We start from the raw sequence: 21,284 nt of genomic DNA, 5'->3' as shown, positions 1-21,284 counted from the left end.
TTCTTATGCTTGATCGTCTCTCTCTTTCCGCAGCAGCCGTCTGTCTGCTGTTCGCGCTCGGCGCCCCTGCGGCGCAGGCGGACATTTCGCTCAACAACACCGTCACGGGCGAGCCGCTGAACCTCGACGACGCGCCCGCCGACGGCAAGGACGTCGCCGCGTTCAAGGAGTTCATGCAGACCGGCAAGAACCCCTATCTCGGCAAGCCCGATTGCCTGGCCAAAGGCGAGGAGCTGTTCAGCGGGGCCTGCTCGGGCTGCCACGGACATCTCGCGGAAGGCAAGATCGGCCCCGGCCTCAACGACGACTACTGGACCTATCCGCAGAACACGACCGACAAGGGCATGTTCGAGACAGTCTTCGGCGGCGCGAGCGGCCAGATGGGTCCGATGTACAACTCGGTCAACGTCGACGAGATGCTGCTCGTGATGGCCTGGGTCCGCCATCTCTACGTCGGCTCTCCGGACAAGGCCGAATGGCTGGACGAGGGAGCGCGCAAGACGCTCGCGAAATACGACGGCAAGCCGGCTCCCAAGCCCGGCGCCGACGCGCCCGCCGAATGCAAGATGGGCGGCTGAGGATCTGCGCCGGGGGGCCGGCGCGGGACTGGCGCGGCTCACGTCCGCGTCCAGACGACTGCAGGACGACCAGAAGTCTGAAAGAACGAGGAAACGCACTCATGACCACCACGTCTCGCATCGCCGGCCTCGTGGCCGCAGCCGCTCTCACGGCCGCTTTCGCGTCCGCTCCCGCGCTCGCCTATGACGGCACCAACTGCAAGGAGCCCGGCGTCTGCTGGGAGCCCAAGCCCGGCTATCCGGAGAAGTCGAAGATCACCGGCTCGAAGTACGACCCGAAGCATGACCCCAAGCAGGTCGCCAAGCAGTCGGAGTCGATCAAGCAGATGGAAGAGCGTAACGCCAAGCGCGCCGAGAACTTCGCCAAGACCGGCAAGTTCGTCTACGACGTCTCGAAGATCTCGAATTGAGATGAGCGTCCCGTCCGAAAAACATGTCGGCGGGTCGCATCCTGATCCCAGGCGGTCCGCGAAACCATGCGGACCGCGCCCTCTCGTCGCCGGGGCGGGTGTCTTCCGACCGCCCCAAGGGATGGCGACGCGCACCTGACGGCCGCCGTCGTCCGAGCCCTCGCCACAAGCTGGCGGGACGGCGCGGCGGCCGCCTTTTCCAAGAAGAAAAAGGGCGAGGTCCAATGACCCCCACCTCGATCGCCGAGCGTCGGTCCGCCGGCGACGGCGCCCCGGACATTTCGCTCGACGACTGGCGCGCCAAGGCGCTCGCTTTCGAGGCCGAGGTCTCGCGCGCGGTGATCGGTCAGCCGCATGTGGTGCGTCTGCTCACCATCGCGCTGTTCGCCCGCGGCCATGTGCTGCTCGAAGGCGACGTCGGCGTCGGCAAGACCACGATCCTGCGCGCGGTGGCGCATGCTCTCGGCGGGCCGTTCGAACGGATCGAGGGCACGGTCGACCTGATGCCGACCGACATGCTCTACGCCGCCTATATCGATGACGCCGGCAAGCCGCGCGTCGATCCGGGCCCGGCGCTTCGCCATGGCGAAGACCTCGCGGTCTTCTTCTTCAACGAGATCAACCGCGCTCGTCCGCAGGTGCACTCGCTTCTGCTGCGCCTGATGGCCGAGCGAAGCGTGACGGCCTTCGGCAAGGACTGGAGCTTTCCCCATCTCGTCGTCTTCGCCGACCGCAACCGCGTCGAGAAGGAAGAGACGTTCGAACTGCCGGCCGCCGCCCGCGACCGCTTCCTGATGGAGATCGGGGTCGAGACCCCGCACGACGCCGACATCAGGCGCGAGCTCGTCTTCGATCCGCGCTTTCACGACGTCGACCGTCTCATCGGCGGGCTGAAGAGGGCGGTGCTCGACCATCGCGGCCTGAACGAAGCGGGCCGCGCCATCCAGACGTCGGTCTCCACGAGCCTGACGCTCGAGCATTACGTGCTCGCCCTCTGGGACGCGCTGCGCGCCCCGGCGCGCGCCGGGATCGTGATCGACGGCGTCGACATGGACCGCCTGATCCTCGCCGGCGGCTCTCCGCGCGGCGTCGGCGCGCTCGTTCGGGCTGCGCGCGTGCGCGCCTGGCTCGAGGGGCGCGACATGGTGCTGCCCGAGGACGTGCGCGCCGTGTTCGCGCCGGTGATGGCGCACCGCATCTTCCTCGATCCGATCTACGAGCCCCGCCGCGAGCGCATCGTGCGGGCGCTCTGCGGCCAGACGTTCGACAAGGTGCCGGCCCCGTGACGCGGACGGCCGGCGGCGGCGAACGCGCCGATCTGCCTTACCGTCTGTTCGGCCGGGCGCGCGGGGTCGCGCCGGGGATCCACCGGGCGCTCGGCGCCGGGCTCAACGGCGCGTTCCTTCGCCATGGCTCCCTGCTCGACGCGCCCGACGCGCGCCGCATCGACGTGCGCGCCTCGATCACCGATCCGTTCGGCGGCGTAAAGGTCCGCCGCTTCGAGAACCGCGCCCGCATCGACGTCTTCGTGGCGTTGGATCTCTCTGGCTCGATGGCGTTCGGCCGAGCCGAGAACGAGGACCCGGTCGCGGATTTCTGCGCTGCGGTCGCCCATGCGGCGCTGCGCAGCCAGGACCGCTTCGGCATGATCGCGGCCGGTCCTCGCCCGCGCGCAGACCTTGCGCTGCGCGCGACCCGCCGGGCCGGACTGCCGGACGAGATCTGGCGGAAGGTCGCGCAGGACGCCGGCGAGGGCAGGGGCGTCGCCGGCCTTCTCGACATGCTCGACGAGCTTCCCCAGCGCCGTTCGCTCGTCTTCGTGGTCTCGGACTTCTTGCTGCCGGAGCCGGATATCGAGGAACTGCTCGGCCGGCTCTGGCGCCACGACGTCGCGCCGATCGTCGTCCGCTCGAGCGCGATCGAGACGCGGCTGCCGCGCTTCGGCCTCGTGGAGACGCGCGATCTGGAGACCGGACGCCGCCGCACGGTGCTGATGCGCCGTTCGCTGCGCGAGGCCTGGCTCGCCCACGCCCGCGAGCGCCGCGCCTCGCTCGACCGGCTGTTCCGGCGCCACGGCCGGCCGGCCTTCGACCTCGTCGACCGGTTCGATCCCGACGCCTTCGCCGACCACCTCCTGTCGGGGGGCGTGTGATGCGGTTCGGCGAAAGAGCTGCGCGCTTCGAGACGCGCCCCTGCGGCCCGCTCCCCGGCGTGAGGAGCATGATCGCAAAGAAGCCTTGTCCTCATTTCGGAGACTTCGCCGATCCTCATGCTGGGGAGGCCGCCGCAGCAGGGCATTTCGAAGCGCGCAGCGTCGTCGCCGCTGCGGCGCTTGCGGTCGCTTTCGCGCTTCCGGCCCCCGCCGCCGCCCAGATTCTTGACCGATCGATGACCGCGCCCCAACCCTTCGGCGTGCTGCTCGGCGACGTCTTCACGCTGAAGACCCGGGTCGACGTCGCGCCGCCGTTCAGGCTCGATCCCTCGGCGCTGCCGAAGCCGGGGCCGGTGACCTACTGGCTCGATCTGCGTTCGGTCTCGTCGACCGAGCGCAAGGGTCCGAACGGCGCGACGCGCTACGAGATCTCGGCCGAATACCAGACCTTCTACGCCCCGCTCGAGGCGATCGAGCAGACCACGCCGCCCATGAAGCTGGTCGTGGTCGACGACGCCGGCAAGCGCGTCGAAGCGGACGGCGCGAGCTGGAGCTTCATCACCTCGCCGCTGCGCCCGATCGCGGCGACCGCGGGCGGCGGCTCGGCCTATGGCCTCAGGCCCGACGCCGCGCCGCGCCTTCCCTCGCTGCGTTCGGCTGAGATCAAGGTCGCGGCGGCCGGCGTCGCCGCGCTGCTCGCGCTCGCCTGGCTCGCCTTCGCGCGCGCCTGGCCGCCCTTCCACAAGCGCCCGGCGCGGCCCTTCGCGGCCGCCGTCCGAAGCGTGGCGCGGGCGGCGAGAGGCGGCGAGGAGGGGTGGCGCTCCGCCGCGCTCGCCCTCCACCGCGCCTTCGACGCGGCGGCGGGCAGGCGGCTCCTGGGCGAAGACCTCGCGGCCTTCCTCGCCGACCGCCCGTCGTTTCAGCAGCAAGATGCTGGAATCAGAAGATTTTTCGACGCCTCGCGGATCGCCTTCTTCGGGCGCGGCAGGCCGGGCGCCGACATGCCGGCGAGCGAACTCGTGGCGCTGTCGCGCTCGCTCGCCGCCGCGGAACGCGCCACGTGAGCGCGCTTGGCTTCGACCACCTCTGGCCGCTCCTCCTGCTCGCCTTGGGGGCTCTGCCGTTCCTGGCCTCGCCGCTGCGGCTGTCGCCGGCGCCCTCCGACGACGTCGTGCCGCCCGACCCGCTGTCGGCGGCGATCGGCGTCGGGCTGTCGGTCCTCGGCGCGCTGGCGCTCATCGCTCTGGTTCTTGGCCTCGCGGGGCTTCACCGGCGCGACCAGGTGGTCGAGCGCCGGGGGACAGGCGCCAACATCGTGCTGCTGCTCGACCGCTCCTCCAGCATGGATTCGACCTTCGCCAACCGCTCTCCGGACGGCAAGGAGGAGTCGAAATCCGTCGCCGCCCGGCGCCTCCTCACCGACTTCGCCGCCCGCCGCCCCGCCGATCGCGTGGCGGTGGCGGCGTTCTCGACCTCGCCGATGCCCATCGTCCCGATGACCGACCGCCACGAGGCGGTGCGGGCCGCCATCGCCGCGATCGACCGGCCGGGCCTCGCCCACACCGACGTCGGCCGCGGATTGGCGCTCGCCTTCTCGATGTTCGACGACGCGTCGTCCGAGAGCTCCAGGGCTTTGGTGCTGGTTTCGGACGGGGCGGCGGTGATCGACCGGCGGGTCCAGGACGCGCTGCGCGACGCCGCCGCCCGCGATCCGGTGCGGCTCTACTGGCTGTTTCTGCGCACACAAGGGTCCAAGGGGATCTACGACAAACCGCCGCCCGGCGAGCCCGACGTCCCGCAGACCTATCCCGAGCGTCACCTCGACATCTTCTTCAAATCGCTCGGTCTGCCCTACCGCGCCTTCGAGGCGCGCGGGGCGGCGGAGGTTTCGGCGGCCATCAAGGAGATCGACCAGCTCGAACAGCGGCCCACGACCTATTTCGAGACCGTCCCGCGGCAGGACCTCGACTGGCTCTGCTACTGGGTCGCGGCGCTTGCGAGCGCTCTCCTTCTTGGGGCGAAGCTGCTCGAGCGCCGCCTCGACGAACCGGCCGCCGGCCGCGACCTGAGGAGCGCGTCATGAGGCTTGGCGCGTTGAAAAGCCTGGCGCCCATGGTAGCGGTTTGCGCGGCGGCGGCGTGGCTTTCCGCCGCCATCTGGACGCTCCAGGGCGAGCGCGCCGAACGCGCCGTCTTCATCGCGCTCGCGTCGAAACGCGACGTCGCCCCGCCCGACGACGCGAGCGCCGAACTCGTCTTCGCCCGCGCCCATTTTCTGCTCGTTCGCGACCGGATCGACGAGGCCCAGTCGCTCGTCGGGCGCATCGTCGGGCAGGGCGACCGGCACGTCACGGCGCGCTTCTACTACGACGTCGGCAACGCCCGCGCGCGCCGGGCCGTCGGCGCGGTGGAGGCCAGCCAGATCGACAAGGCGATCCCGGAGGTGCGCCTCGCCAAGGACGCGTTCCGCGCGTCGCTGCGCGCCGATCCGGGCCTCTGGGACGCCCGCTACAACCTCGACGTCGTCATGCGGCTCGTGCGCGACTTCCCCGAATTCGAGGGGCTGGAGGAGGAGACCAAGGCCCAGCCGAAGAAGCTCTGGACGGATCTCCCCGGCCGCCCGCGGGGGCTGCCGTGAGGCGGCCGGACTGGCGCACGCTCGCGATCGGCGGGGCGCTCGTGATGAGCGCAATCGCGGCGCTGCAGCCGGAGATCCGCGCCGAGCGCGCGACCTATGACGTCGTCGGCTTCGTCGACATCACCGGCTCGATGAACGCGCGCGACTATGGCGGCCAGGGAGCTCCGCAGAGCCGGCTCGACGCGGTCAGGCAGCGCCTGCCGGCGGCGATCGGCCGGCTGCCCTGCGGCTCGCGCTTCGGCCTCGGCGTGTTCAGCGAGCGGCGCGTCTTCCTGCTGTTCGAGCCCATGGACGTCTGCCGCGATTTCGCGGCGATCGAGGGCGCGATCCGCGGGCTCGACTGGCGCATGGCCTGGGAGGGCGACAGCCGCATCTCAGACGGCCTCCAGCGCGCCATCGACATGACGAAGCCCATCGGCGCGGACCTGATCTTCCTGACCGACGGCCATGAGGCGCCGCCGCCGCGCACCGACATGGAGCAGCGTTTCGAGATCGAGAAGGACAAGGTGAGGGGGCTTCTCGTCGGCGTCGGCGGAACCCAGCCGGTCCCGATCCCGAAATATGACGACTTCGGACGCGAGTCCGGCTTCTTCTCGATGTCGGACGTGCCGCAGGCCTCCCGGCTCGGGCCGCCGCCGGAATACGCCGAGGGCCAGGAGCTTCCGGCCGGCTACAACGCCCGCAACGCGCCCTTCGGCGAGATGCCCGAGGGCGACGAGCACCTGACCTCCGTGAAGGAGGATCACTTGCGCCAGATCGGGGCCGCAACCGGCCTCGGCTATGCGCGCCTCGGCGATCCGGAGGCGCTCGCGGAGGCCATCGAGGCGAACGCGAAACCCCGCCCGATCGAGGTTCCGGTCGACCTGTCCTCCCTCCCGGCGTTCGCCGCGCTTCTGGCGCTGGCGGCTCTCTACGGAGCGCCGCTCGCCGCGAGCCTTCGCGGTCGCGCGCTTTTCCCCCGCCTCCGGCGCGCAAGCGCCGCGAGCCCAAGTTCCCGGCGCGACGGCGCCGTCAGCCCAAGCCTTCGGCGCGAAAGCGCCGCCAGCCAAGGAGTCGCCTGATGCGTTCCATCATCCTCGCCGCCGCCTTCGCGCTCGCCGCGCCCGCAACCGCCTTCGCCCACGGCCCGACGCCGCAGAAAGTCGAGGAGAAGGTCGAGATCAAGGCCGAGCCCGCCAAGGTCTGGGCGCTGGTCAAGGACTTCGGCGGGATCAAGGCCTGGCACCCGGACGTCGAGAAGGTCGAGGCCAAGGGGACCGACCGCACCCTCACGGTGAAGGGCGGAGCCGTGCTGGAGGAGGGGCAGGACGAGAGCGACGACGCCTCCATGACGCTCGGCTACCGGCTCTCCAACGAGGGCGTCGACGCCTTTCCGGTGAGCTCCTATTCGGCGACGATCGTGGTCAAGGCCGCGGGCGGCGGGTCCGAAGTCACCTGGCAGGGCCGCGGCTACCGGCTCGACACCTCCAACGAGCCGCCGGAGGGCAAGGACGACGCCTCGGCCGTCAAGGCGCTGTCGGACTTCTTCAAGGCGGGTCTCGAGGGCCTGAAGAAGAAGGCGGAGGGGCAGGGGTGAGGCTCCGCGCGCTCTTCTGCGCGGCGGCGGTCGCAGCCTCCTCCGCGGCTGTCGCCGAGGAGGCCGTGATCGCGGTCGTCGGGCAGACCGGAGGCGTGGTGCGCCTGCTGCCGGTCGCCGGCGGGACCGCGACCTATGTGGACGTCGGCGACCTGCCGGCGGGCGTCGCGGCCGGGCCCGACGGGCGCACGCTCTACGTCACCGATCCCGACCATGGCCGCGTCACCGTGGTGGATGCGCTCACGCGGCGCATCACCGCCCGTTTCCCGGTGAAGGGCCAGCCCTTCGGGGCGGCGGCGACCGACGAGTTCGTCTACCTCACCGACTGGACCCGCGGCGTGCTGATCAAGCTCGACGCGCTGACGGGAGCGCCGACCGGCGAGACCAAGGTCGGCAAGTCGCCCGCAGGCGTCGTGCTCGACAAGGCGGGCGAGCGGGCATTCGTCGCCCTGCGCGAGGACGACGCGGTCGCGGTGGTCGATCTCACGGGCAAGTCGGAGCTCAAGACCGTCAAGGTCGGCAAGGCTCCGTTCGCGCTCGCTCTGTCGCCAGACGGCGCGCGCCTCTACGTCGCCAACGTCCAGAGCGGAGACCTTTCGGTGGTCGACGTCGCGCAGGGCGCGGAGCTGAAGCGCGTCGCCGTCGGCAAGATGCCCTACGGCGTCGCCGTGACGCCCGACGGCGGGCGGATCGCGGTCACGCTGCAGCATGACGGCGCGCTCGCGGTGGTGGACGCCACGACCCTCGAGGTCGCGGGCCGGGTGAAGACCGGGGCCTATCCGGAGGGCGTGTCGCTGACGCCCGACGGCAAGACCGCCGCGGTCGCCAACTGGATGGACGACACCGTCTCGCTCGTCGATCTCGAGACCATCAAGGTCGCCAGGACCATGTCGGCGGAAGGCGGCCCACGGAACCTGGTGGTCGTCGCCGAATGAGTTTCGCCCAACCGGCCGTCGGAAGCGGCCGGACTTAAACAAAACCAACGGGAGAATCCCCAATGCGTCTCATGAAACGTCTCGTTCTCGCAGGCCTTGCCCTGCCGTTCGCCGGCGCGGCCCATGCGCAGCAGGCGCTCGACCTGCCGCAGATCGACGTGACCAAGGTGGTGGCCGAGATCGGGCCCGGCTGGGTCAAGAAGCAGACCGGCGAGGAGGGCGTCACCTTCGTGTGCGAGAGCGACGCCTGCGGCGGCCGCGGCGTGGTCGGCGTCGGCCAAGCCAAGCCCTCGCCCGACTATGTGAAGCTGGTGGTGGCCGAGCCCGACAAGGCGCTGCAGAGCTTCAAATACGGCACCGAGGAGTCGCTGAAGGCGACCGGTTGCGCGTTCAAGTCCTTCGACGTCCGGCGGCTCAGCGATCACCGCGTGCAGTATGAGGGCCTCGGCTTCTGCCCCGAGGGCGCGACCGCGGCCATGACCACGATCTTCGACTCGCAGCGGCTCGGCATGATGTCGGTGCAGATCCTGACGAAGTCCGAGGCCGGCGCGGTGAAGCTGCGCGACGATTCCGTGGAGAAGATCGTGGCCGCGCTCGACGCGCCGGCTGCCGACGCTCAGCCGGCGGCGCGCTGACCCGACGCGGGCTGGCCCGAGCCGGGCTGGCCCGGAAAGGGCGTGGCGGCCTGCCGGCATTTGCCCGGCAGGTTCTGGTAGTAGACGCTTTTCAGACTCGCCTCGCGCCAGACGCCGTCCGACCGGGCGGCGTCGAACTCGCGGAGTTCGATCGCGATCTCCTGCTCGGCGACGCCCGCGGGGCCGGGATCCGGGACGGTCACCTGGGCTTCGAGGAGCGTCGGGTCGCCGGCGCCGCCGAGCCGCCACTCCGGCCGCTTGTCCACCAGCGCGTTGTAGTCGGTCCGGTCGCCGTCGGCCTTGGCGACATAGAGCTGGCGGTAGAGCGCGGGATCGTCCGGCGCCTTCTCCAGCAGGAAGGCGACGAACGGCCGGCTCTCGACGAAGACGTAGAACTGGCACTGCAGCGTGAGGACGGTCGGCCGTGGCGGCGGCTGTTCGGCGACGGGTTTCGGGTTGTCGCCGCGCAGATACAGGGCGAGACCAGCCCCTGCCGCCAGAATAAATAATAAAGAAACCGTCAGATATTTCGAAGATCGAAGCATGGGATGAATCTATTCAGAACCGCCCCATGCGGTAAATATTTTATTCGACTGTTCGTACGAAGAATTTTCACTGCGAGGCGAGGCGTCGCTCGGGGCGCCTCGCCGGTCTCGCGGCTTCGCTCACTCGGCCGGCAGCTCGGCCTTTTTGTCGTCGCCGCGGGTGCGCCAGAGCGACACCGCGACGCCGCCGGCGATGAGCGTGAGCGTGACGCCGAGCGAGATCGCCGGGTCGACCTTGCCGAAGAAATGCGCCCAGAAGATCTTGGCGCCGATGAACACCAGCACGAGCGCGAGCGCGTATTTGAGATAGGCGAAGCGCTGCGCCATCGCGGCGAGCGCGAAGTAGAGCGCGCGCAGGCCGAGCACCGCCATGATGTTGGCGGTGAACACGATGTAGGTGTCGGTGGTGATGGCGAAGATCGCCGGCACCGAGTCCACCGCGAAGACCAGGTCCGCGATGTTGATCACCACGAGCGCGAGGAACAGCGGAGTGGTCCAGAGCACGAGCTTGCCCGTGGTCGGATGCGGCTGGCGCACGAAGAAGCGCTCGCCGTGGAGCTCGGGCGTCACGCGCATGCGCTTGGACAGCCAGGCCACCGCCTTGTTCTGCGAGAGGTCGGTCTCCTCGTCGCCCGCGAACAGCATCTTCACGCCCGTGACGGCGAGGAAGGCGCCGAACACCAGCATGATCCAGCCGTAGTCCTGGACGAGCTTGGCGCCGACGCCGATCATCAGGCCGCGGAGCACGAGCACCGCCAGAATGCCCCAGACCAGCGCGCGGTACTGGTACTTCGGCGGGATCGAGAAATAGCCGAAGATCAGCGCGATGACGAAGACGTTGTCGATCGAGAGCGCCTTCTCGATGGCGTAGCCGGTGAAGTAATTCATGCCGGCTTCCGGCCCCATCGAGGACCAGACCCAGCCGCCGAACGCGACCGCGACCGCGATGTAGAAGGCGGAGAGCTTCAGGCTTTCGGCGACGCCGAGCTCCTTGCCCTTGCGGTTCAGCACGCCGAGGTCGAAGGCGAGCAGAACGCCCACGAGCGCGAGGAAGCTCAGCCACAGCCAGGCCGGCTTGCCGACGAATTCAACGAACAGAAATTCCGGGATCATGCGCCGTCGAGGTCCTCTGGTCGCAAGGACGACGACGAGCGCCGACGCGGACGCTGCGCCACCGCCCTCAAAGGGTGGGTGGGCAGTCCGACATCACGCGCCTCCGCTTGGGGAAAGCACGCCAGAGGGGCCCGGACCAATCTGACTGCGTCGACATGGGCCGCGGCGGGCCGCAAGGCAAGGGACGACGGCCGGCCTGACGCAACCGTGATGCCGGGCGGCGCCCTCCACACGAAATCCGGCGATATTTCCGTCACTTCGCCGGGCTATGCGAGACGCGGCCGCTCCCGGCTCCTCTCGCACGGACAGACCCCTCATGCTCAGCGCGCTTCTCTCCAGCCTCCTCCAGACGTTCGTCGTCGATCCGGCGACGGCGGAGGTCGAGGCGGCCCTGCGCAGAGCCAAGGCGCCGGTCGAGGTCATCGCGCAGGTCGAGACCTGCGTCCGGAACGGCGTTCCCGCACTCGTGAAGCAGGTGGGCGACAGCCCCGCGCATGGGTTTTCGCTCGCGCTCGACGTCTGGCTCGAGCGGCTGAAGGCCGAGGACGTGATCGTCAAGGCCGCGCCGTCCTGCGCGCCCGTGGTGGCGGCGGCCCGGCCCTATCTGCGCGGGGAGGAGGAGGCCCCCGCCTCGTCCCGGATTTAACGGACCGTTCACTCTCTCGACCGGAGGATGGCGGCTTGCGGCGAGGCGTCCGTTCCGACTTGACTTCGCGTCCCGAACTCCCTGATGCATTGCGGCATGATCGATCGGTCTGAAGCGAAATCCTCGTTGCTCGGGCGACTCTTCGCCCGGCTGACGATCGCTTTGTGCCTGACGTTCTTCGGCTACGCCGGCGCGGTCGAGAAGGGCCATGCGGCCCATGTTGGCCCCGGTTCGGCGATCGCGCTCGCGATCACCGGCGAGGCCGGCGACCAGCACGCCGGCGACGTCGACGCCTCGGGCGATCGCATCGATCACGGCTGCCACGGCTGCGCGGCGATGCCCCAGCCGACGCCGCACGGCGCGGCCGCCCTCGTCGCCTTCGGCGAACGGCTGAACTGGTTCTCGGCGCCGTCCGAGCACGGCCGCGAGCCCCTGATCGACCTTCCTCCTCCCCGAGCCTGACCTGACGACGCCCTAGCCGGCGCGCGTCCTAGCGCGCGCCTCCGCTCGTCTTCTCATCAGGTCAGGTCATGTTTCTCAGAACCCGCGCGCTTGCGCTGGGGGCGGCGATCGCGCTGCTTCCGGCGCCGGCGACGCATGCCGCCAATCAACCTCCAAACAAGTCTGCGCGGACGCTAACCCTGTCGCAGGCGCTCTCGCGCGCCGTCGCCGCCAGTCCGGCGCTCGCCGCCGCCGATCGCGAGATCGGCGCGTCGGGCGGCCGCAACATCCAGGCGGGGCTGTTTCCCAACCCCGAGCTTTCGGCCGAGATCGACGGCGCGTTCGGCTCCAATGCCCGACGCAATCTCGGTGCGGCCGAAACCACGCTGCAGATCAGCCAGCTGTTCGAGCTGGGCGGCAAGCGGCAGGCCCGGATGGCGGCCGCCGCCGCCGAAACGGACCTTGCGCGCTGGGACCGGGCCGCGACCCGGCTGCAGGTGCTCGCCGAAACGGCGGAAGCCTTCGCGAGAACGCTCGGCGCGCAGGCCCGCGTCGCCGAGCTCGAGTCCCAGGTCGACGATCTCGACCGGCTGACGCCTCTGCTCGAACGCCGGGTCGAGGCCGGGGCCTCGTCGCGCGCCGAGATCGCCCGCGGCCGGGTCGCGACCGAGACGACGCGGGTCGAGCTCGCGAAAGCCAAGGCCTCGTTCCACGCGGCGCGGCGCGAGCTGTCGACGCTCATCGGCGACAAGGCCGCGTCCTTCGGCTCCGTCGGCGGCGACCTCACGCGCATCGGTGTCCCGCCGTCCTTCGAAAGCCTGATGTCGCGCGCGCTCCAGACGCCGCAGCTCACGCGCTTCACGGCCTTGAAGGCGCAACGCCGCGCGCTGCTCGCGGCGGCGGAGGCGAGGGCGGTTCCCGACGTCACCGCGGGCGTCGGCTGGCGGCACTATCGCGAGGACAAGTCCAACGCCGTGATGGCCTCGCTCAGCGTGCCGCTCACCGTGTTCGACCGGAACCAGGGCGGCGTGGTCGAGGCGGGCGAGACGCTCGCCAAGGCCGAGGCTGAGCGGGCGACCGCGCAGCGCTCGCTCACCGTGATGGTGGGCGCGGCCTATGAGGCGCTGCGCGGCTCCTACGACGAGGCCCGCCTCACCCGCGCCAACGTGCTGCCTGTCGCCCGCGAGGCCTATGACGAGGTCCGCGCGGGCTATGCGGAAGGCCGCTACTCGCTGCTCGAACTGCTGGAGGCCCGGGCCGCGCTCTCGGACGCCTCCCTCAAGGAGATCGACGCGCTCGTCTCCTTCCACGCAACCCTCGCCAGTCTCGAAGGCCTGACGGGATACGCCCTCGTTCTGTCCCGGAGAGACAAATGACCATGTTCAAGACCGCCTGCGCCGCAGGCGCGATCCTGCTCGCCTCGGCTTCGGCCGCCTTCGCCGGCCACGCCACGGCCCGCGTCGTCCCCGTGCCGGGAACCGGCGGGGCCTTCGTCTATGACGGCCGCACCCCGCCGACCTGCGACGCCCGCGACACGAGGCTTCGCCACTTCGCCGGCGACGGCCATCCGGACGCCCATGCCGACCACGCCCATCTCGGCCATGGCCACAAATGGGCCGGCCGCAACCACAAGGGCCAGAAGACCAAGCCGCCCTGCTATGCGCGCCGCGTCTCCGAGCAGACCAACGCCCTGATGGGAGACCGCTCATGAGCCGCTCCCTCGCACGCGACGCCGCCGTCCTGATCGTCGGCGGCCTCATCGGGGCCGGCGGGCTCTACGCGGCCCAGGTCGGGCCCTCAGAGGTCGGAACGCGAGCGCTCGCGCTCTACTCCGGCCTGATGGGCGGCGACGGCCACGCGCACGCCGAAGGACCGAAAACGGTCGCAGCCGCGGACGGCCACAGGCAAGGCGACGGTCACGCGCATGAAAAAGACGACGGCCACGCCAAGGATGACGGGCATGGCCATGGGTCCGGCAAGGACGACGGCCATGGGCATGGCGAAGACGACGGCCACGGCCACGATAAGCCGAAGCCCAAGGCCGACGCCGGCGCGCCGGCTCAGGTCGCGGCGGCGGACGATCACAAGGAGGGTGATGGTCACGCCCATGGAAAGGACGACCACGCCAAGGATAACGGGCATGGCCATGGGCCAGCCAAAGACGACGGCCACGGCCATGGCGCCGAGGACGACCACGGCCACGATAAGCCTAAGCCCGAGCCCAAGGCGGAGACTGGCGCAGGAGTGAAGGTCGCGGCGGTCGACGCCAAGGACGACGGCCATGGGCACGGCGCCGAAAAGCAAGACGACGGGCACGGCCATGGCGCGGAGCTGCCGGAGGGCGTGGTCGAGCTCGGCGAGGCCCAGGCGAAGGCGGCCGGCATCGGGCTTCGAGAAGCCGCAGGCGCGACGCTGCGCGAGGAGCTTCAGCTCAACGGGATCGTGCAGGCGAACCAGGAGGCGGTGGTGCAAGTCACCCCGCGCTTTCCGGGGATCGTGCGGACGCTTTCCAAGCGCCTCGGCGACGAGGTGAAGAAGGGCGAGCCGCTCGCGGTGATCGAGAGCAACCAGAGCCTCACCACCTACGAGCTCAAGGCCCCGATGGCGGGCGTGATCACCGAGCGGCAGGCCTCGCTCGGCGAATATGTCTCCGAACAGAAGCCGGCCTTCGTGGTGACGGACCTTTCGACGCTCTGGGTCGATTTCTCGGTCTATCGCCGCGACCTCGCCAAGGTGAAGGTCGGCGAGACGGTGCTGATCGATCCCGAGGACGGCGCCGATCCGATCGCGGCGAAGATCTCCTACCTCTCGCCGATCGGGGCCGCCGACACGCAGAGCGCGGTGGCGCGCGCCGTCATCGCCAATGACGGCCGCTTCCGACCGGGCCTGTTCGCGACCGGCGCGGTGGCGACCGCCGAGCAGCCGGTTCCATTGGCGGTGTCGCTCGACGCGGTTCAGTCGCTCGAGGGCCGCGACGTCGTGTTTGTGCGCGAGGGCGACCGTTTTGCGGCGCGCGACGTGACGCTCGGACGCCGCGACGGGCGCGTGGTCGAGGTCGTCACGGGCCTCAAGGCCGGCGAGGCCTACGCCTCGAAGAACAGCTTCGTGGTCAAGGCCGAGCTCGCCAAGGGGAGCGCGAGCCATGAGCATTGAGGGCCTTTTCCGAGACGCAACGCTGCCGGCCCCTCCCCCTTGTGGGGAGGGTAAGGGTGGGGGTGGCTCCGAACGCCGCGCCACGTTGCGCGTCGAGCGCCAGCGCCGTCTTCGCTCGATCCTGAACCACCCCCGACCCCTCCCTATCGCAAGTCGGATGCTTCCGACTTGCGCAGTCAGGATGGCCAACTCCGCCAGTACGGAGTTGGCGCGGGGGAGGGGGGAAGAGCGCGCTCTCTCGAACTGGAGCGCCCGGCCATGATCGAGCGCATCCTCGCCTTTTCCATCGCGCAGCGGTGGCTGGTGGTCTTCGCCTGCCTCGCCGTCGCGGGGGTTGGCGCATGGAACTTCCTGCGCCTGCCGATCGACGCGGTGCCGGACATCACCAACGTCCAGGTGCAGGTCAACTCCACAGCGCCCGGATTCTCGCCGCTCGAGGTCGAGCAGCGCATCACCTTTCCGCTCGAAACCAGCATGGGCGGGCTGCCGGACCTCGACTACACCCGCTCGCTCTCGCGCTACGGCCTCTCCCAGGTCACCGTCGTGTTCAAGGACGGGACCGACATCTATTTCGCCCGCCAGCTCGTGAACGAGCGGCTGCAGCAGGCGAAAGACCAGCTGCCGCCCGGGACCGAGACCGCCATGGGCCCGATCTCGACCGGGCTCGGCGAGATCTACAACTACGTGGTGGACGCCAAGGCCGGCGCGAAGAAGCCGGACGGGACCGACTACTCCCCGACGGACCTGCGCACGATCCAGGACTGGATCATCACGCCGCAGCTCCGCACCGTGCCGGGCGTCGTCGAGGTCAACACGATTGGCGGCTACGAGCGGCAATTGCATGTGCTGCCGAACCCCGCGCGGCTGATGGCCTATGGGCTCACCTTCCGCGACGTGATGACGGCGCTCGCGACCAACAACGCCAATGTCGGCGCAGGCTATATCGAGCGGAACGGCGAGCAGTATCTCGTCCGCACGCCCGGACAGGCGCTCTCGGCCGAGGATGTCGGCGGCATCGTCATCAACGCGCATGCGGGCGTTCCGGTGCGGGTGTCGGACGTGGCGGAAGTCCGCGACGGGCGGGAGCTGCGCAACGGCGCGGCGACGCTCAACGGCCATGAGGTCGTGCTCGGCACCGCGATGCTGCTGATCGGCGAGAACAGCCGCACCGTCGCCGAGCGCGTCGCGAACAAGCTCGGCGAGGTGCAGAAATCGCTGCCCGAGGGCGTCGAGGCGCGTCCCGTCTACGACCGCTCGACGCTGGTCGAGGCCACCATCGCGACGGTGGAGAAGAACCTCGTCGAGGGCGCGCTGTTCGTCATCGCGGTGCTGTTCCTGCTGCTCGGCAACATCCGCGCGGCGATCGTGACGGCGCTCGTGATCCCGCTCGCGATGCTCTTCACCGTGACGGGCATGGTCGAGAACAAGGTCTCGGCGAACCTGATGAGCCTCGGCGCCATCGACTTCGGCATCATCATCGACGGCGCGGTCATCATCGTCGAGAATTGCCTGCGCCTGCTCGCCCACGAGCAGGAACGCCGCGGGCGGCTGCTCAGCATGCAGGAGCGGTTCGAGACCATTCTCGCCGGCGCGAGCGAGGTCATCCGGCCGAGCCTCTTCGGCACCATGATCATCGCGGTGGTCTACCTGCCGGTGCTCACGCTGACAGGCGTGGAAGGCAAGATGTTCACGCCGATGGCCGTGACGGTGCTGATGGCGCTGCTCGGGGCCTCGATCTTCTCCATGACGTTCGTTCCGGCCGCGATCGCGATCTTCGTGACGGGGCGCGTCAAGGAGAAGGAGAACTGGTTCATGCGCGGCGCCCGCGTGACCTACGCGCCGCTTCTCGGGCTCATGATCCGGCTCCGCTGGATCGTGGCCCCGGCGGCCGCCGCGCTCGTCGTCGTCACCGGCGTCGCGGCGTCGCGGATGGGCGGCGAGTTCATCCCGAGCCTCGACGAGGGCGACGCGGCCGTGCAGGCGCTGCGCGTGCCGGGCACGAGCCTCACCCAGTCGCTGGAGATGCAGACGGCTTTGGAGAAGCGCCTCTTGCAGCTTCCCGAAGTGAAGGAGGTGTTCGCCCGCACGGGCGTCGCCGAGGTCGCGACCGACGCCATGCCGCCCTCGATCTCGGACGGCTACGTGATGCTGAAGCCCCGGTCGGAATGGCCCAATCCGGCCAAGACCAAGGCCGAACTGATGCTGGACGTGGAGAAGGCCGCGGAAGAAATCCCGGGGTCGAACTACGAGCTCTCGCAGCCGATCCAGCTCCGCTTCAACGAGCTGATCTCTGGCGTGCGCTCCGACGTCGGGGTGAAGATCTTCGGCGACGACCTCGATACGCTGCTGAAGGTCGCGGGCGAGGTGCAGACCGCGCTCGCACAGGTCCCTGGAGCCGCGGACGTGAAGACCGAGCAGGTCACCGGCCTTCCGATCCTGACCGTGAAGCTCAACCGGGCGGCGCTCTCCCGCTACGGGGTCAGCGTCGGCGACGTGCAGGAGATCGTCGAGATCGCGGTCGGCGGCAAGGAAGCCGGCCAGATCTTCGACGGCGACCGCCGCTTCGACATCGTGGTGCGGCTGCCCGAAAAGCTGCGCACCGACATCGAGGCGCTGAAGACCATCCCCGTGCCGCTGCCGACCCCGGACGGCGCCGAGCCGCAGGCCAGTCCTGCGGTTCTCGGGGCGCCTGCGGTCCGCACCCGCTACGTGCCGCTGTCGAGCCTCGCCTCGCTTGAGGTCGCGCCGGGGCCGAACCAGATCAGCCGCGAGAACGGCAAGCGCCGCATCGTGGTCTCGGCGAATGTCCGCGACCGCGACCTCGGCTCCTTCGTGGGCGACGCCCAGAAGGCGATCGCAGAGCAGGTCAAGCTGCCCTCCGGCTACTGGATCGGCTGGGGCGGGCAGTTCGAGCAGCTCGTCTCCGCGACCCAGCGGCTCACGATCGTCACCCCGATCGCGCTCGGGCTGATCTTCGTGCTGCTGTTCATGAGCCTGGGATCCTTCAAGGACGCCGCGCTGGTGTTCTCGGGCGTTCCGCTCGCGCTCACCGGCGGCGTGGCGGCGCTTCTGATCCGCGACATTCCGCTGTCGATCTCGGCCGGCATCGGCTTCATCGCGCTCTCGGGCGTCGCGGTGCTCAACGGGCTCGTGATCATCGCCTTCATCCAGAAGCTGCGCGAGCAGGGTAAGGATCTGGTCGAGGCGGTGAAGGAAGGGGCGCTGACGAGGCTTCGTCCGGTGCTCATGACCGCGATGGTGGCCTCGCTCGGCTTCGTGCCGATGGCGATCGCGACCGGTCCCGGCGCGGAGGTGCAGCGGCCGCTCGCAACGGTGGTGATCGGCGGGATCGTGTCGTCCACGATCCTGACGCTGCTCGTCCTGCCGGCGCTCTACGCGCTGTTCACGCGCCGGCGGAGGCCTGATCCGGCGCCTGCGCCGGACGCCGTTCCGGAGGGCGCGGCATGAGGGGCGCGGCCGCGCTGCTCCTCGGGGCTCTCGCGCTGGGGACCTCGTCCCCGGCGCGCGCGCTCGATGGGGACGTCATGCGCAACATTCTCTCGCCCGTCTTCCTCGCGCAGAACCTCGCGGCGGTCTGCGAGAAGCTCGATCCCGACTTCGCGCGGGAGACAGGAGGTAGGGACGGCGACGCCCATCAGGTCATCGCCCACGTCAAGGACCACATCCTCGCCGTCATGACGCGCGAGGAGGCGGCGCCGATCGTCGCGAGCGCGGCCGGCGCGGCGCGGGCGGTCGGCCTCGGCATGATCCGGCCGCTCTCAGGCGGTTCGGCCGAGGAGCAGGCGGGCCGTCTGAAGGCGCTCTGCGAGCAGACCGCGAAGCCGCTGGTCAGGGGCGTCGTCGACGCTCACGACCAGCGGCACGACTTCTTCGAACAGATGATCCGGGACGCGCGCCAGGCCCGCGGCTGAGGGTCGGGCGGCGTGGGAAGATCGCCTTGCGCAGACTATAGTTGAATGAAGATCGTGACTCGCTGCTTATGATAAAAATATATTATGAAATAAAGCAATCTTATATTTTGCTCATGGCGCCTAAGGACGATCCGTTCTTGAAATAACTCTCATGAATGGTCGAATGTTTGCTTCTAGGCTTGCTCCCAAGCGGTCGGCGAAACGGACCAGACCGCGGGGAGGAACGAATGAGCACATTCGGAAGAGCGGGCCCCCGGGGGCTGCTGATGGCGGGCGCGTCGGCGCTCCTGCTGGCGGGCGTCGCGCCCGCGCTTGCGGAACTGCCGGACCAGCGTCCGGTCACCTGGGAGGACATCCTCAACGACCAGAAGACCAATGACGACGTTCTGATGTACGGCCTCGGCGTCAAGGCCCAGCGCTACTCGACGCTCGACCAGATCAACGCCGACAATGTCGGCACGATGAAGCCCAAATGGACCTTCTCGTTCGGCGACGAGAAGCAGCGCGGCCAGGAAGGCCAGGCGCTGGTGCGCGACGGCGTGATCTACATCACGGCGTCCTACAGCCGCATCTTCGCGCTCGACGCTAAGACCGGCAAGAAGATCTGGTCCTACTCGCACCGCCTGCCCGACGACATCCGACCCTGCTGCGACGTGGTGAGCCGCGGCTCGGCGATCTACGGCGACAAGATCTATTTCGGCACGCTCGACGCCTCGATGGTCGCGCTCGACCGCAAGACTGGCAAGGTCGTCTGGTCGAAGAAGTTTGACGACCATCAGGCTGGCTACGCCTTCACCGGCGCGCCCGTCATCATCAAGGACGCCAAGACCGGAAAGGTGCTGCTCGTCCACGGCAATTCCGGCGACGAGTTCGGCGCGCTCTACGCCCGCGACCCGGAGACCGGCGAGGAGATCTGGAAGCGTCCCTTCGTCGAGGGCCATGTCGGGCGCCTCAACGGCAAGGAGTCGACCCCGACGGGCGATCCCAAGGCGCCGTCCTGGCCCGACAGCAAGGAGACCAAGACCGGCAAGGCCGAGGCCTGGAGCCATGGCGGCGGCGCCCCGTGGCAGAGCCCGATCTATGACGAGAAGACCAACACCATCATCGTCGGCACCGGCAACCCGGCGCCGTGGAACCACCACTACCGCACCGGCCCGAAGGGCGACTGGCAGAACTACGACAGCCTCTACACCTCGGGTCAGGCCTATATCGAGCCTTCGACCGGCGAGCCGGTCGGCTTCTACCAGCACACCCCGAACGACGCCTGGGACTATTCGGGCAACAATGAGATCATCCTGTTCGATCTCGAGAAGGACGGGAAAACGGTCCGCGCCGGCGCGCACGCCGACCGCAACGGCTTCTTCTTCCTGACCGACACCGACAAGCTCTCGGCTCGCGACGGCAAGATCTCGAAGCAGGCGGAAGGCTTCATCGCCGCCTATCCGTTCGTCCGCGACATCACCTGGGCGAAGGGCTTCGACGAGAAGACCGGTCGTCCGATCGAGGTCGAGGGGCAGCGGCCCCCGGCGCCCGAGAAGGGCGAGGCCAAGGGCAAGCCCATCAAGGTCACGCCGAACTTCCTCGGCGGCAAGAACTGGAACCCGATGTCCTACAGCGCCGACACCGGCCTGTTCTACATCCCGTCGAACGACTGGCAGGAAGACTACTGGACCGAGAACGTCACCTACAAGAAGGGCGCGGCCTATCTCGGCCAGGGCTTCCGCATCCAGCGCAAGTTCGACACCCATGTCGGCGCGCTGCGGGCGCTCGACCCGAAGACCGGCAAGATCGTCTGGGAGCATCTCGAGCCCATGCCGCTCTGGTCCGGCACGATGACCACCAAGGGCGGGCTGGTGTTCTTCGGCACCTCGGACGGCTACTTCAAGGCCGCCGACGCCAAGACCGGCAAGGAGCTCTGGAAGTTCCAGACCGGCTCCGGCGTGGTCTCGGTCCCGGTGACGTTCGAGCTCGACGGCAAGCAGTATGTGGCGATCGCCTCGGGCTACGGCGGTGCGGTGCCGCTGTGGGGCGGCGACATGGCCGACCAGACCAAGCTCGTCAGCCAGGGCGGCTCGTTCTGGGTGTTCGAAGTGCCTGAGCGCACCGCGCAGAAGTAAGGCTGCCGGGCGGTCCGGGATCTCCCCCCGGGCCGCCCGCTCTGGCCGGCGGCGCCCCACTGACCCCGATGCCGGCGCCGCCGGTCCTTTCTCCGCGCATCGCTTTGGAAAAAGAGACCGAGATGTCCATCAAGACCGCCTCGCGCGCTCCGCGCCGGGTTCTGCGGACGCTCGCCGCGACGGCGCTTCTCGCCGCAGGCGCCGGAGCCGCGACCGGCCAGACCGTGATCCAGAACGTGGAGCCGCGCCCCGACCCCTGGATCGTCAACGGCTGCGCGATTGGTCTGCCCCCTGAGAAGTGGTCCTCCCTGATGTATGGCTTTTGGCCATGTGGAGGACTGAACGATGCCGAGGAAGGCACGCACCTGAAGAGATCGTCGCGAAGCTGCGGCAGGTCGAGGTTCTGACCGCGCA

The 21,284-nt window shown here is 69.3% G+C and carries 22 protein-coding genes; 20 read left to right on the top strand and 2 right to left on the bottom strand.

Going from position 1 to position 21,284, the window contains the following annotated elements; all coding sequences use genetic code 11:
* Nucleotides 1–5: 5 nt before the first annotated feature.
* The 11 genes from moxG to ACFOWB_RS19035 all read left to right on the top strand — a co-directional run bounded on the left by moxG (nucleotide 6) and on the right by ACFOWB_RS19035 (nucleotide 8,923).
* Nucleotides 6–578, top strand: coding sequence for a cytochrome c(L), periplasmic (gene moxG / locus ACFOWB_RS19085; RefSeq protein WP_261402066.1), 573 nt, complete (start codon nucleotides 6–8; stop codon nucleotides 576–578).
* Between the two features lie 101 nt (nucleotides 579–679).
* Complete coding sequence (locus ACFOWB_RS19080; protein ID WP_261402067.1) at nucleotides 680–988, top strand: methanol dehydrogenase [cytochrome c] subunit; 309 nt, start codon at nucleotides 680–682, stop codon at nucleotides 986–988.
* A 224-nt stretch (nucleotides 989–1,212) separates the two neighbouring features.
* A complete protein-coding gene (locus ACFOWB_RS19075) occupies nucleotides 1,213–2,274 on the top strand; it encodes an AAA family ATPase (protein WP_261402068.1) in 1,062 nt (353 codons plus the stop codon).
* Nucleotides 2,271–3,140 carry a DUF58 domain-containing protein gene (locus ACFOWB_RS19070; protein WP_261402069.1) on the top strand — a complete coding sequence of 290 codons (870 nt, stop codon included), beginning with the start codon at nucleotides 2,271–2,273 and terminating at the stop codon, nucleotides 3,138–3,140. The genes ACFOWB_RS19075 and ACFOWB_RS19070 overlap by 4 nt, the downstream gene beginning before the upstream one ends.
* Before the next feature lie 68 nt (nucleotides 3,141–3,208).
* Nucleotides 3,209–4,204, top strand: a complete 996-nt coding sequence (locus ACFOWB_RS19065) for a hypothetical protein (protein WP_378148842.1) — start codon at nucleotides 3,209–3,211, stop codon at nucleotides 4,202–4,204.
* Nucleotides 4,201–5,223, top strand: a complete 1,023-nt coding sequence (locus ACFOWB_RS19060) for a vWA domain-containing protein (protein ID WP_261402071.1) — start codon at nucleotides 4,201–4,203, stop codon at nucleotides 5,221–5,223. The genes ACFOWB_RS19065 and ACFOWB_RS19060 overlap by 4 nt, the downstream gene beginning before the upstream one ends.
* 29 nt (nucleotides 5,224–5,252) lie before the next feature.
* Nucleotides 5,253–5,777 carry a hypothetical protein gene (locus tag ACFOWB_RS19055; RefSeq protein ID WP_261402072.1) on the top strand — a complete coding sequence of 175 codons (525 nt, stop codon included), beginning with the start codon at nucleotides 5,253–5,255 and terminating at the stop codon, nucleotides 5,775–5,777.
* Entirely contained in the window at nucleotides 5,774–6,838 is a 1,065-nt protein-coding gene (locus tag ACFOWB_RS19050) for a vWA domain-containing protein (RefSeq protein WP_261402073.1), read from the top strand. The genes ACFOWB_RS19055 and ACFOWB_RS19050 overlap by 4 nt, the downstream gene beginning before the upstream one ends.
* Entirely contained in the window at nucleotides 6,838–7,353 is a 516-nt protein-coding gene (locus ACFOWB_RS19045; protein ID WP_261402074.1) for an SRPBCC family protein, read from the top strand. Before ACFOWB_RS19050 ends, ACFOWB_RS19045 begins: the two co-directional genes overlap by 1 nt.
* A complete protein-coding gene (locus ACFOWB_RS19040; RefSeq protein WP_261402075.1) occupies nucleotides 7,350–8,288 on the top strand; it encodes a YncE family protein in 939 nt (312 codons plus the stop codon). Before ACFOWB_RS19045 ends, ACFOWB_RS19040 begins: the two co-directional genes overlap by 4 nt.
* A gap of 62 nt (nucleotides 8,289–8,350) precedes the next feature.
* Nucleotides 8,351–8,923: a hypothetical protein gene (locus tag ACFOWB_RS19035; RefSeq protein WP_261402076.1), complete on the top strand. Its 573-nt coding sequence runs from the start codon at nucleotides 8,351–8,353 to the stop codon at nucleotides 8,921–8,923.
* Here the strand turns inward: ACFOWB_RS19035 and ACFOWB_RS19030 are convergent.
* Both ACFOWB_RS19030 and ACFOWB_RS19025 read right to left on the bottom strand, forming a co-directional pair.
* Complete coding sequence (locus ACFOWB_RS19030) at nucleotides 8,905–9,468, bottom strand: hypothetical protein (RefSeq protein WP_261402077.1); 564 nt, start codon at nucleotides 9,466–9,468, stop codon at nucleotides 8,905–8,907. The two genes, ACFOWB_RS19035 and ACFOWB_RS19030, sit on opposite strands and share 19 nt — an antisense overlap.
* Nucleotides 9,469–9,588: 120 nt before the next feature.
* Complete coding sequence (locus ACFOWB_RS19025) at nucleotides 9,589–10,581, bottom strand: TerC family protein (RefSeq protein WP_261402078.1); 993 nt, start codon at nucleotides 10,579–10,581, stop codon at nucleotides 9,589–9,591.
* Nucleotides 10,582–10,897: 316 nt separating this feature from the next.
* Here ACFOWB_RS19025 and ACFOWB_RS19020 point away from each other — a divergent pair, with 316 nt between their 5' ends.
* The 9 genes from ACFOWB_RS19020 (at nucleotide 10,898) to ACFOWB_RS18980 (ending at nucleotide 21,277) form a co-directional block, all read left to right on the top strand.
* The gene (locus tag ACFOWB_RS19020) at nucleotides 10,898–11,227 is read left to right on the top strand and encodes a hypothetical protein (RefSeq protein ID WP_261402079.1); all 330 of its coding nucleotides are present in this window, start codon (nucleotides 10,898–10,900) and stop codon (nucleotides 11,225–11,227) included.
* Between the two features lie 96 nt (nucleotides 11,228–11,323).
* On the top strand, nucleotides 11,324–11,689 hold the full coding sequence (locus ACFOWB_RS19015; protein WP_261402080.1) for a hypothetical protein: 366 nt from the start codon (nucleotides 11,324–11,326) through the stop codon (nucleotides 11,687–11,689).
* A gap of 68 nt (nucleotides 11,690–11,757) precedes the next feature.
* Nucleotides 11,758–13,044, top strand: coding sequence for a TolC family protein (locus tag ACFOWB_RS19010; RefSeq protein WP_261402081.1), 1,287 nt, complete (start codon nucleotides 11,758–11,760; stop codon nucleotides 13,042–13,044).
* Complete coding sequence (locus tag ACFOWB_RS19005; RefSeq protein ID WP_261402082.1) at nucleotides 13,041–13,379, top strand: hypothetical protein; 339 nt, start codon at nucleotides 13,041–13,043, stop codon at nucleotides 13,377–13,379. The genes ACFOWB_RS19010 and ACFOWB_RS19005 overlap by 4 nt, the downstream gene beginning before the upstream one ends.
* Nucleotides 13,380–13,912: 533 nt before the next feature.
* Nucleotides 13,913–14,821, top strand: a complete 909-nt coding sequence (gene ihpB / locus ACFOWB_RS19000; RefSeq protein WP_378148901.1) for a divalent metal ion exporter adaptor subunit IhpB — start codon at nucleotides 13,913–13,915, stop codon at nucleotides 14,819–14,821.
* Nucleotides 14,822–15,079: 258 nt separating this feature from the next.
* Nucleotides 15,080–18,289 carry an efflux RND transporter permease subunit gene (locus ACFOWB_RS18995; RefSeq protein WP_261402084.1) on the top strand — a complete coding sequence of 1,070 codons (3,210 nt, stop codon included), beginning with the start codon at nucleotides 15,080–15,082 and terminating at the stop codon, nucleotides 18,287–18,289.
* Nucleotides 18,286–18,753, top strand: a complete 468-nt coding sequence (locus ACFOWB_RS18990; protein ID WP_261402085.1) for a hypothetical protein — start codon at nucleotides 18,286–18,288, stop codon at nucleotides 18,751–18,753. Before ACFOWB_RS18995 ends, ACFOWB_RS18990 begins: the two co-directional genes overlap by 4 nt.
* A gap of 227 nt (nucleotides 18,754–18,980) precedes the next feature.
* Nucleotides 18,981–20,870 (top strand): methanol/ethanol family PQQ-dependent dehydrogenase, encoded by a 1,890-nt coding sequence (locus ACFOWB_RS18985; RefSeq protein ID WP_378148841.1) that lies wholly within the window; start codon nucleotides 18,981–18,983, stop codon nucleotides 20,868–20,870.
* A gap of 122 nt (nucleotides 20,871–20,992) precedes the next feature.
* A complete protein-coding gene (locus ACFOWB_RS18980; RefSeq protein WP_261402086.1) occupies nucleotides 20,993–21,277 on the top strand; it encodes a hypothetical protein in 285 nt (94 codons plus the stop codon).
* Nucleotides 21,278–21,284: the final 7 nt, after the last annotated feature.

It is taken from the genome of Chenggangzhangella methanolivorans (assembly GCF_042648545.1).
GTDB classification, from domain to species: domain Bacteria; phylum Pseudomonadota; class Alphaproteobacteria; order Rhizobiales; family Methylopilaceae; genus Methylopila; species Methylopila methanolivorans.
The sequence above is the reverse complement of the archived record's forward strand: the minus strand, read 5'-3'. Positions and strand labels throughout refer to the sequence as shown.